We start from the raw sequence: 13,647 nt of genomic DNA, 5'->3' as shown, positions 1-13,647 counted from the left end.
TGGATTCAAGTTTCCCTCTAAACCCGTCCGCCAAATTGACTTCCAGGGGCCTTTCGCTTAGAATCTTGGCGCTTTGGCGGCGTAGCTCAGTCGGTCAGAGCATACGGCTCATATCCGTAGTGTCCGGGGTTCAAATCCCTGCGCCGCCATTCTTCTTCCTCCCCCCCGCGCCCCTTCGCGGCGGTTAAACATATCCGGATCAGCCGGTTGCGATCTGTGATAGAATTTTTCCGGAATGCCCCCCAAGCGCCGACTCCATCCCGCCTACCGCAAGTTCCGGGCCACCGTCCTCGACCAAGGCTTGATCAGACGGGGTGATACCGTCCTTGTGGCTTGTTCCGGCGGGCCGGATTCGATGGCCCTCCTCCACCTTTGCCTGGAACTGGGCGGCGATGAGGGATTCGCGACGGCCGCGGCTCACTTCAATCACGGCTTGCGGCCCCGCGCCGCGACGGATGAACGGTTCGCCGAGGCGGCGGCCCTCAAGCTCGATATTCCCTATTTCGCCGGCCGCGAGGATGTCCGCTCGCTCGCCCGTGCCCAGAGGCTGGGGGTCGAGGAGGCGGCGCGGCTGGCCCGTTACCGATTTCTCGAACGGGCGGCGGCCGAGGCCGGGGCGGCCCGGCTCGCGACCGGCCACACCATGAACGACCAGGCCGAGACCGTCCTCCTGCGCCTTCTGCGCGGCACCGGCCCCGCGGGGCTGGCCGGGATCCCGACGCGGCGCGGGCTCGTCATCGTTCGGCCGATCCTGGCGCTGGAGCGCCGGGAAGTTCTGTCCTACCTCGCCGATCGCGGAATTGCCTATCGCCGCGACGAAACAAATTCCGACACCGACATCCTCCGCAACCGCGTCCGCCATCTGCTCATTCCCTATCTTGAAAAGCGCTTCGAGCCGGCTATCGTCCGTTCGCTGGCCCGGCTGGCCCGGATCGCCGGCGATGAAGAGGTCTGGCTCGAAGCGGCCGCGGCGTCCCGAATGAAGAAGCTTCTTGGCGGCCCGTCCTCCGCTCCGACCCTCGATGCCGCCGCGCTCCGCCGCCAGCCTCCCGCGCTGGCCCGCCGCATGGTCCGAGCTTATATTAAAGCGCTTAAGGGGGACCTCCGCGACGTCTCCTTCGACGACGTCGAGGCGATCCGCGCCTTGGCCGAAGGCAAGCGGCTGACGCTCTGGAAGGGGCTGACAATCGGGCGGCGCGCGGGCCGATTGTTACCGGGCTGATCAGCCCAAGTACTGGCTCTTCCACATCTGGAAGACCATCAGGGCCCAAAGCTGGTGGCTGTAGTTCTCGCGGCCGGCCAGGTGGGCGTCGATCATGGCCCGTACGGGCTTGGGATTGAACAGCCCGTCCTTTGCTAACCGGTCCTCGGCCAGAACGTCCTTCATCAGGTCGCGCAGGTCGGTTTTCAGCCAGTGCTTGATCGGGATGCTGAAGCCCTCTTTCCCGCGCCAGACGTTTTCGGCCGGCAGGACCCGTTCCATGGTCTTCTTCAGAATCCACTTGGTCTGACCGCCGCGGAGCTTCAGGTCCCCCGGCAGGCGGAAGGCGAACTCGACCAGCTTGTGATCGAGGAGCGGCTCGCGGGCCTCCAGTGAGACGGCCATGCTCATGCGGTCGACCTTGACCATAATGTCGTCGACCAGATAGGACTTGAGGTCGAGATAGAGCTCGCCGGTGATGTCGTCGAAGCGGGCCGCCTTCTCGAATAGCCCGGCGAACGGCTCGCCTTCGTCCACCCCTTTGATCCCGCCCAGCGACTCGACCAGGCCGGGCGCGTAAAGCCTACGCCTGTCGCGGGCGCTCAAGAACATCATCCAGCGCAGGTGCCGCAAATGCGCCTCGTGGTCGAACCCCTCAGTGAACCGACGCAGCTTGTTCCAGGTCCCTTTCTTCTTGTCCGAAGGGCGCAGGCGGCCGACCAGCGCGCCCACGGCCTTCCCTCCGGCCGGGACCGCGAATCGGCGGGCCATCCGCTGGGCCTGGTAATGCTCGTAGCCGGCGAACAGCTCGTCGCCGCCGTCGCCCGACAAAGCCACGGTGGCGTGGGCCCTGGTCATTTGGGAGACAAGGTAGGTCGGGAAGATCGAGAAATCACCCAGAGGCTCATCCAGGTGCCGGATCAGCGTCTCGGTCAATTCCAGGGCCCGAGGCTCGATGATGAATTCCTCGTGCTCGGTCTCGAACAGCTCGGCGATGCGCCGGGCATGGTGAAGCTCGTTGTAGGTCTGGTCGGCGAAACCGATGGAGAAGGTCTTGAGGGGCGAGGCTCCCAGCTCGCGCATCAGGGCGACGATGGTCGAGGAGTCGATGCCGCCGCTCAGGAACGCGCCCAGAGGAACGTCGCTGACCAATCGAAGCTTGACGCTCTCCTTGAGCAGGGCGTAGAGTTCGTCGCAGATTCCGGGAAGCTCGGCCGGCTTGATCTGCCGCGGCGGGCCGGCCTCGGGCTCGATGTCCCAGTATTTACGGATTGTGATCTTCCCGGCCTCGTACTCCAGGTAGTGCCCCGCCGGGAGCTTGTAGATGCCTTTGAAGATCGAGAACGGGGAGGGGACGTACTCCAGGGTCAGGTAGAGATCCAAGGCCCGCGGCTCGAGCTCGCGCTCGACGGCCGGGTGGGTCAGGATGGTTTTGAGCTCCGACCCGAAGACGAGCGTGCCGCCCGGGGTCAGGGTGTAATAGAGCGGCTTGACGCCGAGGCGGTCGCGGAAGAGAAACAGCTTCCCGATCCGTTTGTCCCACAGGGCGAAGGCGAACATGCCTCGGAAGCGGTCCAGGAAGGCGGGCGCCCCCCATTCCTCATAGGCGTGGACGAGCGTCTCGGTGTCGGATTTGGTGGCCATGGCGTGGCCGCGGGCGATCAAATCGTCGCGGATCCCGGCGAAGTTGTAGGCCTCGCCGTTATAGGCGATCCAGACCGAGCCGTCCTCGTTGGACAGGGGTTGGTGGCCGGTGACCAGGTCGATGATGCTCAGGCGGCGGTTGCCCAGCCCGACCCGCTCGTCGACATAGACGCCTTCATCGTCCGGGCCGCGGTGGACGATCGTCCGGCACATCCGGACGACCAGGTCCTCGGGGACGGGTGACGCGCCCGCCACGGGGCGGGCCAGGCCGCAGATGCCGCACATGTCAGGGCGTCCTCGGGATGAGCTCGAGCTCGAAGAAGACGCCCAGGTGGCGGAGCTCATCGCTGGTGCGGCTCTCGAAGAAGGGGATCGAGGCCTTGGCCGCCTTGACCTTGAACCGGTACTGGTGGCTTTCGGAGATCTGGAAGCCGTTGCCGACCGCGAAACGCAGCGTCCCCTTGGCCATCGGCTGCAGGACGATGCGCTGGGTCCGGCCGTCCAGCTTGACGGTGATCTCGTTGTCCTGGCGCGGGTTGTTCAGCAGGTGGACGATCACTTCCTTGACCGGGAAGAAGGTCCGCAGGACCATATCGGCGGTCTTGTCGCCGTAAGTCCACCAACCGTTCTCCTCCCGTTGCTTCTTCTCGTATCCGTCATTGAGGAAGTAGAGGAAGCGGTCTTGGAAGTAGGGCATGCCCCATTGCTGGCGGAAGGCGGACTGTTCGGCGTTGGTCGGCAGGTCGTTGATCAGGGTCAGCTCGACCGGCAAAAGCGTATAGGGGAAGTGCTTGGCGTGTATAGCCGGCTGGGCCGTGGTGGCCATGGGCGAGAGAAGGATGGGGGCGATGAAGACGGCCGCCATGACCCAGGGCCAGACGAGCTCGCGCTTGCGCATCTTGAGCGCCGGCAGAAACAAAAACATCGGGTAGATGTTCATAAAATAGCGGTTGGCCATCGATCCGCCGCCGCCGCCGTAGTTGTCCGGCATCATGACCAGGTAGACCAGGATCTGGCCAAAGGCCGCGGCCAGGATGAGCCAGGCGTCCAGGCTCTTGCGGCCGCGCAGGAAAGCCAAAAAGAATAGGACGGCCGGGAAGAAATACCACATGATCCCGGTGAACCTTCCGAAGATGTACCAGAACATATTGTAGGGGAGGAGCCCCAGCGTGCCTTTAAGTCGGTTCGTATAGCCGTCCGTCGACATCGGTCGGCCGGGGGCGCTGTCGAAGGTAACGTCCTTTTTTTCCATCGGGAAGTGATAGACGAAGCTCTTGCGCATCCCGCCCTGGTAGTTCCACTCGCCGGTCCAGGCCTTGTTGGCGGCGAAGAAGGCGGCTGCGACAGCGAGGCTGACGAGCCCCAGGGCCACCGCTTTCCAGAACTTTTTACCGACCAGCAGAGCCGAAAGAAAGATCGGCGCGGTCAGGACGATGTTGGTCGGCTTGGAGAAGACGACCAGGCCGGCGATGGCCGCGGCCAGGTAATCGGAGCTTCCGGAGAGCAGAAACCGTTTCCAGCGTCCTGTCCATACAGGCGCCTGCCCTGCCGCCTGCGCCGCCTCGGCTCGGGACTTGCGAACTTCGGCTTTGTAGCGCCAGAGGAAGAGGACGGTGAAGACAAGAAACATGTTGAAGAACTCGGGCGTCATCCACAGGGCATACAGGAAGGCGACGGAAGCGCCGATATAAGTCGCCATCTTGCCCAGGGCGAGGCCCGGGCTGTTGGCCAAGGCGAAATAATTCCAGCCCATCAACAGGAGCAGAAAGAGCATCAGCCCGTTGAAAACGGCCGGGCCGTTGGGGCCGAACACCCGGACGAATGGGGCCGCGAAAAGAGCGTAAGCGAATGATTTGGCGTAAAACAGCCGTTCCCGTCCGCCCTTGACGACTTTCTTCAGGAAAACCCCATTTGGGCCGGCCCAGAAATCCTCATGATAACGGACGAGGTCCTGCGAGGTGTACTTGTACAGGGCGGGGATATTGGCGAACAGGCCGTATCCCAGGAAAATCCCTGAAATCAGGAAGATAGCCGTCAGGGCGGAGCGTCGCTCGTTCAACATGAGTATAAGCAATACCATATTCCCGTCCGGCAATTCAAACCGGACCGGTCGAGGTGCGTATGCGGAGGGACAATCGTCCTTTGGGGAGGCCATCGCCGGCGACCGTTCCAGGCGGGACTTCTTGGCATGGAATTTGCTTGCTTGAGAGCGGACCTATCCATGTCGATGGATGGGGGGCAGAGCACGAATCATACGCAAGGAGTCCGCCTTCATGCTTCACACAAACCGCAAATCCGCTCCGGGGGAATTATCCGTCCGCATCTGCTACGATGATCACCGCCAAGAGTCCGTCGTGATTCGAAGCTCGGGGGAGCGCGTTTGGCTGGACGGCGACGAGTTCGAAAAGATGCAGATCGTCGAACCGGCCGGCTTGGAAGCGGAGCCGTTCTTCCATCGGGTCGGCCGGCCCTATGATGCGATCCTGTCGGTGGCCTTCCAAGCCCTGTCCGAGCGGCATTAGGATTGCAAACTTTAGCTGGCGACTCACAACCGCACCGGTGCTTTGCAGCCCCAGGCCCTTCAAGGCCTAGGATAGCGCTTCGCAGCCCTAGGTCTTGAAAATACGCGGCGATGATCTGATCGCCCCAGACCAGCGCGACATAGGCGGCCGGCGCCAGGAAGGTTCCGAACGGCAGAGCAAATTGCAGGTCCTTCTTGCGGACCGCCATGATGACGGCGCCGACGATGGCGCCCACGAAGCTGGCCAGGATGAGCGTCAGCAGGGTCTTGCCCCAGCCCAGGTACAAGCCGACCATGATCATCATGGTCACGTCGCCCATGCCCAGCCCCTCTTTTTTCCGGACCAGATAGTAGGCCCCGAAGACCAGGAGCAGGAACCCCGCCCCCACGGCCGCTCCCAGCAAAGCCTGGCCGACGTTCATATCGTCCCTGAAAAATGCATAGAGAAGCCCGAGAGCTGCGGTCGGGAAAACGATCTTGTCGGGCAGAATCTTATGGTCGAAATCGATGAAGGCCAGGGCGATGAGGGCGCTGGTGAAAACGGCGGCGGCGAAGAACGGCAGCCCATAGCCGAGCCGGACGAAGAGGACGAGAAGCAGGGCGGGCGTCAGAAGCTCGACGAAAAGATAGCGCGGCGAGACCCTGGCCCGGCAGGCCCGGCAGCGGCCGCCGAGCAGGAGGTAGGAGAAGACGGGGATATTGTCCCAGGGCCGGATGCGGGTCCCGCAGGCCGGGCAGGCCGAGGGCGGGCGGGACAGATTCAGGCCCCGGGGGACGCGATGGATGACGACGTTCAGGAAGCTGCCCCAGCACAGTCCGAGCAGGCCGACGAAAATCAGCGCTTCCACGGGTTCTCCCGGGTCATGATCCCCCCGGTCCGCGGGTCGTAGATGTAGTCGTGGCCGTCGAAGTCGAGCGGGACTTCGCGGAGCAGGCCGGCCCGGACGAGATCCTCCAAGCCGGCCGGGTTGCGGCCGTTGCGGGTGCGGTAGTCGAACACGGCGTTCTTGACCGCTTCGCCGTCGATGACGGATTTGATGTTGTAGAGGTGGTTGGCGGCGATCTTGCGCACGGCCTCGTCCGTCGAGGTGTCGCGGACCTCGGTCCATGTCTCCCAGGCCGTCTTGTAGTCCAGCGTCTTGAAGGCGGCATTGGCGTAGAGCCGCTTGGCGATCGGGGGCGACCCGGGGATGTCCATGGCCTTCTTGTAGTAAGTCCGGGCCAGCTCGATATCCTTGGCGTAATATTGGGCGTAGTGGCCGGCTTCGAGCGGGAAGATCCAGAAGTCCGGATTCTTGGCCAGCCCCAGGTCCAGAATGCGGATGGCCAGCGGCAGGTCCCGGGCGTCGTAAAGGGCGATCAGGGCCCCGACTTCAAAGGGGTCGACATAGCGCGGATCGAGCTCGGCGATGATCGAGAAGATGTGAGTGAAGTACTTGAACTTGTCGGGGATGGCCGGGTTCCCGAAATACTGGATCGACCAGAGGAAGATCATGTCGGCGGCCAGCGAGGGGAATCCGAAAGTCATCGGCTTCAAATACTGGCCCGAGGGGATGTAGATGATGCCGGAACCGGGCACCTTGGTCCGGTGCAGGGCGTCGTTGGCCGTCTTCAGTCCGGCCGTACAGGCTAGGGCCAGGATGAGGACGACGGCAGGGACGGGGCTCCGCTTCATGGCTTAGACGAAGTCGCGCCGGCGGAAGACGAGGACGGCGATGGACAGGACAACCGCCGTGTAGACTACGGCGTAGGCCGGCCCGGTCAGCAGGGCCGCGGCCGGGATGGGCAGGCCGTGCACGACCTCGGTCTTGTAGTTGAAGACCTCCAGGTCGGGTAGAAGCAGATAGAGGGCCCGCACGACCGTCCGGCCCGCGCCGGGGCGCATCTTCTTGATCAGGGTCATCAGGCTCCAGCTGAAGTGGCCGATCAGATAGAACCCGAGCGAGTAAAGCGAGCTCAGGATGGGGGTGGAGAAGCAGGAGAAGAGGATGGCCACGGCCGTCAGGAGGACGAACTCCATGATCAGGAAGGCGACGGCGGCCAGAAGCTTCAGGTCAATGGCCAGGGTATGGGCGAAGACGAGCCCGAGCAGGATGAGGCTCATCAGTCCGGTCATGACCAGCAGGACCAGGACCAGGCCGGCGAACTTGCCCAGCAGAAATTCGGACCGGCGAATGGGCTTGGAAAGCAGGGTGAAGATGGTCCGCTTCTCGATCTCCTTGGAGACGAGGCCGGTGCCGATCAGGATGGCCATCAGGGCGCCGAAGAAGGCGATGGCCGCCAGCCCGACGTCCTTGACGATCTTGACCCGGTCGCCGACGGTCAGCAGGGCCAGCACCCGGGACAGGCCGATCGAAGCGGCGGCGAAGAACAGCAGGAGGTAGAGGACGCGGTCGCGGACCGCCTCTTTGAAGGTGTTCAGGGCGATGGTCCGGACGGCGCTCATGTCGTTTTCACCATGTCGACGAAGATGTCCTCGAGGGTCTGGGTCCGGGGGACCAACGAATGGAGGCGGGCTTTGCGGGCCCGCACGGCCTCCAGCACCGCCGCCACATCCGCCTCGTCGGCGACCTTGACCATGACCCGCCCGCCGGGTTCGGTGACGCAGGCGCCGCGGGCGGCCAGCTCGGCCTCGGGGATGCCGGACACGGTGATCTCGGTGAAGAGGACTTTTTCCGAAACGAGGTCCGCCAGCCGGCCCTGGCTCAGGATGCGGCCGCCGACGATGATGGCCACCCGGCGGCAGATCATCTCGATGTCCTGCAGGATGTGCGAGGTGAAGACGACGGTCTTGCCGGCGTCGCGGAGTCCGAGAATGATGTCGCGGATCTCCTTGCGCCCGATCGGGTCCAGCCCGCCCAGCGGCTCGTCCAGGATGACGAGGGCGGGGTCGTTGATCAGGGCCTGGGCCAGGCCGACCCGCTGCAGCATGCCGCGCGAGAACTTTCGCAGCTGGAGGCCGGCGGACCGCTCCATGGACACCAGCTTGAGCAGGCGGGGGATGCGCTCGGCCCGGATCTCGGCCGGGATCCCGAACAGCCGGGCGTAGAAGTCCAGGAACTCCACGGCCGTCAGATAGTCGTAGAAATAGGGGTTTTCCGGCAGGAAGCCCAGCCCGGCCTTAGCCTTGGGATCGAGGTGGGGGCGGCCGAACAGCCGGATCGTACCGGCGTCCGGGAAGATCAGGCCCAAGGCGCACTTGATGGTCGTCGTTTTGCCGGCGCCGTTGGGGCCGAGATAGCCGAAGACTTCGCCCTCCTCGACGGAGAAGGAGATGCCTTTGAGGATCTCGTGGGTCTTGGGGATGAATCCGATCTTGAACGATTTGCGGACGTTGTCGAGCTCGAGGACCGGCTTCATGATCGATTCCGCGCGTATTATAATGAGATGAAGAGGGAATTTCAAAGGTCCTTCTCCCATCTCCGGGCCTGCGTCATGGTATTCGGCCCGGCGGCGCGGGTTTTTCACGCCTTCCTCGCGCCTTCTCTTCTCGGCGCCTGCGGAACTCCGCACGATTGATTCTCCGGACTCGAGAGATCGCCCACTCTATCTCTTTTTCGTTTGAACATCACATGCTCAAACATCCCTCGGCGCCCGTTGGGTTCCCTCGAAGAGGTGCGCAGGAAGGCTAAACCCGCGCGGTTTCGCCGTTGGCCGAGTACCGTGACGCTTCACCATCCCCGGAGATGGGAGAAGCACCTTAAATCCATTCTCACCCCGCGCGGCTAGCTCTCCGGCGGCTTCGGTTGCCGGGAGGGGGATGCGGTTTCACCCGCCGATTGACCGCCTCCGGCGATGGACGGAAAGCCGGTCCCGGCCCACAATGGAGCCAAGTTCTCAACCCTCCTTTCAGCGCTCCCCAGGTCCTCCCAGGATCGGGGGAGTCTGTCATTTCTGCTATAATAAGCGCGATTCGAAGACTCACCGGGAGGTCGTCCATGAGCGATTTCGGCGGCGCCTTGAAGCTTTTATCCGAACACCCCGATTACGACATCGCCGTCCTCGGCGTACCCTTCGACGAGAAGTCGAGCTACAAGCGCGGCCAGGCTGCCGGGCCGGCCTCCATTCGGGCGGTCTCGACCGGCAAGTGCTACAACCCCGAGACCGAGCTCGGCGTCAACCTGGAGCGGGATACTGTCTTTGTCGACGTCGGGGACGTGGACACGTCCGGCGACGTCGACAAATCGTTCGCCCTGATCACCAAAGGCGTCCGGGCCATTCTGGCCAAGGGCGCCAAGCCGATCGTCCTGGGCGGCGATCATTCCATCACCTATCCCATCCTGCAGGCTTTTGCCGGAGTATACCCCAAGCTCGACGTGCTCCATTTCGACGCCCACCCGGATCTCTATGAAGACCTCTACGGCGATCGGTTGTCGCACGCCTGCCCCTTGGCCCGCATCCTGGAGGATGGACTGGCCGCGAACCTGGTCCAGGTCGGCATCCGGACCGCGACCGAGGAGCACCGCGCGTTGGCGGCGCGGTACGGAGTGCGATGGGTGGAGATGAAGGACTTCCGGGAAGGATTGGAACTCGCCTTCGTCCACCCGCTCTATATCTCGTTCGATCTCGACGCGCTTGACCCGGCCTTTGCGCCGGGGGTTTCCCATCATGAGCCGGGCGGGCTGTCCATGCGCCAGGCGCTAAGCGTTCTGCAGACGGTACGGGCGACGATCGTGGGTTTGGATGTGGTCGAGCTCAACCCCGGGCGGGATGTCTCCGGGATCACGGCGGCCGCCGCCTTTAAAATCATTCAGGAGACGGCCGGACGCATGGTCCGGCCGTGACGGCGCGGATGGACGAATCGCACGGCGACGGCAGCTTGGGAGTCTCTTTTTTCCCTTCAACCCCCCCGGGAGTTTTATGCGGGCTGTTGTCAGCAAAAGGGGGGTTGATGATGGGAACCAAAAAGGTGGGGGCTCTCTCCAGCCCGCGCAAGAAAGCCATGTTCATTATACGACTCTAACAACCAAAGGCAAGTCTTTTTTTAAAATAATTTGGGTTTTGTCAAGGAGGCAGGCGTGGACGAGAAAAAAATCGACATCAAAGTGGATGAGGGCGTGGCCGTCGGGCTGTATTCGAACCTGGCCGCCATCCGCCACTCGCGCGAGGAGTTCATCTTCGACTTCGCCATCCTGTTTCCCGACGGGCCGGCGGGCAAGCTGTTGAGTCGGGTCATCCTCAGCCCGGCCCATGCCAAGCGGTTTCTGGAGGCCTTGAGCTCGAACGTCCAGCGCTACGAAGCCGGCTATGGCGAGATCGATCCCGGCGCCGCTCCTCCGGCCGTCGGTTTCACTCATTGATGCGCCGCCGGCCGGGGCTTTTCGTCCCGCCCCGCCGGCCCGCCGCGGCGGAAGCCGCCTTGACAACAGGGAATGATTCGATCAAAATTAGGAGAGTTCCCAAGAAAACTCCAACGGCGCGGGTTGATACGGCCGCGGGTGTTTCCCCGGGAACGACGTTTGTCGAGGAGGTTTCATCATGGCATTCGAGTTTAAAAATTCAAGGGGTTCGGTCTACTACCTGCACGGCAAGAACGTCACGCTCAAGGGCGGCCGCCAGCAGATGATCTATTACTTCGGCCGCGAGATCAAAGAGGGCGCCATCGATGCGGTGCCGGCTGGCCTCCAGGTCGTCGAGACGACCAAGACCGGTATGCCCATCCTGAAAAAAAAATAACGGTCTCCCTTTCCGCCGGGTCGATTCGTCGAACCGCCTCCTCCCGCTTTTAAGCTTCTTTGACTCGGCCGCGAATTCCGTTATAGACTCGAGACCATGAAGCCTCGACATCTCTTTCTCCGCTGCCTCGTTCTCGGCTTGGGCGCGGCGTTGGCCCTGGCCGCCTGTGGCCGTCCCGACTCCGGCGGCTCGGCCGCTCCGGCCGCGACTCTCAAGATCGCCGTCATCCCCAAGGGCACGACCCACGAGTTCTGGAAATCCATCCACGCCGGCGCCGTCCAGGCGGCCCGCGAGCTCGGTGTCGAGATCATTTGGAAAGGCCCCCAGAAGGAGGACGATCGAGCCCAGCAGATCACCGTCGTCGAAGACGTCATCAGCCGCGGTGTCAACGGCATCGTCCTGGCGCCGTTGGACGACCGGGCCTTGGTGCGCCCCGTCCAGGATGCCATGCGCGACAAGATCCCGGTCGTGATCATCGACTCAGGTCTGCAGGGCAAGGATTATGTCAGCTTCATCGCCACCGACAACTACCAGGGCGGCGTCCTGGCCGCGCGCCGGCTGGGCGGCCTGCTCGGCGGCAAGGGCCGGGTCCTCGTCATCCGCTACCAGGCCGGCTCGGCCTCGACGACGGAGCGCGAGCGCGGCTTCCTGGAGACGCTGGAGCGGGAGCTGCCCGGCTTGACGCTTCTAGCCAAGGACCAGTACGCCGGCCCGACCACCGAGACCGCCTACCAGACCGCCGAAAACCTGCTCGGCCGCTTCCCTGACGCCACCGGCCTGTTCTGTCCGAACGAGTCCAGCACCTTCGGCGCGCTCCGCGCCGTCCAGGAATCCGGGCTGGCCGGCAAGATCCGCTTCGTCGGATTCGACAGCTCGCCCAAGCTGGTTCAGGCCTTGGCCGACGGCGATCTCGACGGGCTCGTTCTCCAGAACCCGGTTAAGATGGGATATCTGGGCGTGCGGACCATGGTCCAGTATCTGCGCGGCGAGACCATCGCCCAGCTCATCGATACCGGCGTGACGATGGCCACCAAGGCCAATATGGGGACGAACGAGATCAAGAGCCTGCTCACGCCGGACTTGTCGATTCTCGAGCGATGACCCGCCCGCCCGCCTCCGCCCCCGTCCTCTCGATGCAGGGAGTCCGCAAGCGCTTCGGCGCCACCGTCGCCCTGGACGGCGTCAGCTTCGACCTCGGCCCCGGCCAGGTCCACGCCCTGCTGGGCGAGAACGGCGCCGGCAAAAGCACCCTGATGAAGATCCTCAGCGGGGCGCTTCGGCCCGATGAGGGGACGATGGCCCTGGCCGGCCGGCCCTACGCGCCCGAGGGTCCGCTGGAGGGTCGTCGCGGCGGCGTCTCGATGATCTACCAGGAGCTCAACCTGGCCCCCCATCTCACGGTCGAGGAAAATATCTGCCTCGGCCGCGAGCCGAACCGGTCCGGCTTCCTGGTCCGGGCCGAGGCCCGTCGCCGGATCCGCGAAACCCTGGCCTTTCTCCACCATCCCGAGATCGGGCTGGACGAGCCGGTCCGCCGGCTGAGTGTCGGCGCCCGCCAGATCGTCGAGATCACCAGGGCCCTCCTCGACAAGGCCCGCATCCTGGTCATGGACGAGCCGACGAGCAGCCTGACGCTCGAGGACACCGAGCGGCTGTTCCAGATCATCCGCAAGCTCAAGGGCGAGGGCGTCAGCATCATCTACATCAGCCATTTCCTGGAGGAAGTCCAGGCCGTGGCCGACGTCTACACGGTCCTGCGCGACGGGCGAAACGCCGGCACCGGGCCCATCGCCGGGACCTCGCTTGAGACCATCATCCATCTCATGGTCGGGAAGCCCGTGGACGAGCTGTTCCCGCGGGTGGCGCACAGCCCGGGCGAGGTCTTGCTGTCGCTTCGCGGGTTGAAGGGCGTCCGCATGACCGAGCCGTTGACGCTGGAGCTTCGCCGGGGCGAGATCCTCGGCTTGGCCGGCCTGATCGGGTCGGGCCGAACCGAGACCCTGCGAACGATCTTCGGGCTCGACGGCGTCGAGCGAGGAGCGGCGTTGGTCGGCGGCCGACCGGGGGCCTCGAATCCGGGCGCGCGGATCAAGCAGGGGATGGGCTTGTTGAGCGAAGACCGCCAAGGCGAAGGCTTGGCCCTGACCCGCAGCCTGACCGATAATATCACCCTGAGCCGCCTTGGCCCCTACCGCCGGCACGGCCTTCTGGATGAGAAGGGGCGCGAGGCCGCCGCGGCCGACCTGATGCGGCTGCTGGGCATCAAAGCGGCCGGCCCGCGCGGCCCCGCCGGATCGCTCTCGGGCGGAAACCAGCAGAAGGTGGCCCTAGCTCGGCTGCTCCATCAGCAGGCCGATGTCCTTCTGTTCGACGAGCCGACTCGGGGCATCGACGTCATGAGCAAAGCCCAGATCTACGAATGGATCGGCCGCCTGGCCGCCCAGGGCAAGGGCATCCTGTTCGTCAGCTCCTACTTCCCCGAGCTGCTCGGCGTCTGTGACCGGATCGTGGTCTTCTACCGCGGCCGGATCACGGCCGACCGGCCGACCGGGGAATGGACGGACGAGCGGCTGATGGCGGCCGCGACTACCGGAAAGGCGTGAGA

The 13,647-nt window shown here is 64.0% G+C and carries 12 protein-coding genes and 1 tRNA gene; 7 read left to right on the top strand and 6 right to left on the bottom strand.

Annotated features, from left to right (window positions below):
- Positions 1–75: 75 nt before the first annotated feature.
- A tRNA-Met gene (locus tag NTZ26_00600) sits at positions 76–149 on the top strand.
- Positions 150–235: 86 nt separating this feature from the next.
- Complete coding sequence (tilS, locus tag NTZ26_00595) at positions 236–1,222, top strand: tRNA lysidine(34) synthetase TilS (protein MCX6558986.1); 987 nt, start codon at positions 236–238, stop codon at positions 1,220–1,222.
- Here the strand turns inward: tilS and asnB are convergent, their stop codons facing one another.
- The 6 genes from asnB to NTZ26_00565 form a co-directional block, all read right to left on the bottom strand.
- Positions 1,223–3,130: an asparagine synthase (glutamine-hydrolyzing) gene (gene asnB / locus NTZ26_00590; protein MCX6558985.1), complete on the bottom strand. Its 1,908-nt coding sequence runs from the start codon at positions 3,128–3,130 to the stop codon at positions 1,223–1,225. It lies immediately after the preceding gene.
- Between the two features lies 1 nt (position 3,131).
- A complete protein-coding gene (locus NTZ26_00585; protein ID MCX6558984.1) occupies positions 3,132–4,907 on the bottom strand; it encodes a hypothetical protein in 1,776 nt (591 codons plus the stop codon).
- A gap of 209 nt (positions 4,908–5,116) precedes the next feature.
- Positions 5,117–6,214 (bottom strand): A24 family peptidase, encoded by a 1,098-nt coding sequence (locus NTZ26_00580; protein MCX6558983.1) that lies wholly within the window; start codon positions 6,212–6,214, stop codon positions 5,117–5,119.
- Positions 6,202–7,041: a hypothetical protein gene (locus tag NTZ26_00575; GenBank protein MCX6558982.1), complete on the bottom strand. Its 840-nt coding sequence runs from the start codon at positions 7,039–7,041 to the stop codon at positions 6,202–6,204. Before NTZ26_00575 ends, NTZ26_00580 begins: the two co-directional genes overlap by 13 nt.
- A 3-nt stretch (positions 7,042–7,044) precedes the next feature.
- On the bottom strand, positions 7,045–7,812 hold the full coding sequence (locus tag NTZ26_00570; protein MCX6558981.1) for an ABC transporter permease: 768 nt from the start codon (positions 7,810–7,812) through the stop codon (positions 7,045–7,047).
- Positions 7,809–8,726, bottom strand: coding sequence for an ABC transporter ATP-binding protein (locus tag NTZ26_00565; protein MCX6558980.1), 918 nt, complete (start codon positions 8,724–8,726; stop codon positions 7,809–7,811). The genes NTZ26_00570 and NTZ26_00565 overlap by 4 nt, the downstream gene beginning before the upstream one ends.
- 578 nt (positions 8,727–9,304) lie before the next feature.
- On the opposite strand from NTZ26_00565, the gene speB reads away from it, so the two are divergent.
- From speB to NTZ26_00540, 5 genes are all read left to right on the top strand, one after another.
- Positions 9,305–10,150, top strand: coding sequence for an agmatinase (gene speB, locus NTZ26_00560; GenBank protein ID MCX6558979.1), 846 nt, complete (start codon positions 9,305–9,307; stop codon positions 10,148–10,150).
- A gap of 234 nt (positions 10,151–10,384) precedes the next feature.
- Entirely contained in the window at positions 10,385–10,666 is a 282-nt protein-coding gene (locus tag NTZ26_00555; protein MCX6558978.1) for a DUF3467 domain-containing protein, read from the top strand.
- A gap of 178 nt (positions 10,667–10,844) precedes the next feature.
- On the top strand, positions 10,845–11,042 hold the full coding sequence (locus NTZ26_00550; protein ID MCX6558977.1) for a hypothetical protein: 198 nt from the start codon (positions 10,845–10,847) through the stop codon (positions 11,040–11,042).
- Positions 11,043–11,138: 96 nt separating this feature from the next.
- On the top strand, positions 11,139–12,143 hold the full coding sequence (locus NTZ26_00545) for a substrate-binding domain-containing protein (GenBank protein MCX6558976.1): 1,005 nt from the start codon (positions 11,139–11,141) through the stop codon (positions 12,141–12,143).
- Complete coding sequence (locus NTZ26_00540) at positions 12,140–13,645, top strand: sugar ABC transporter ATP-binding protein (GenBank protein MCX6558975.1); 1,506 nt, start codon at positions 12,140–12,142, stop codon at positions 13,643–13,645. The genes NTZ26_00545 and NTZ26_00540 overlap by 4 nt, the downstream gene beginning before the upstream one ends.
- Positions 13,646–13,647: the final 2 nt, after the last annotated feature.

This window comes from Candidatus Aminicenantes bacterium, assembly GCA_026393855.1.
Classification (GTDB): domain Bacteria; phylum Acidobacteriota; class Aminicenantia; order Aminicenantales; family UBA4085; genus UBA4085.
Note: the sequence above shows the minus strand (reverse complement) of the source record. Positions and strands in the feature narration are given on the sequence as shown.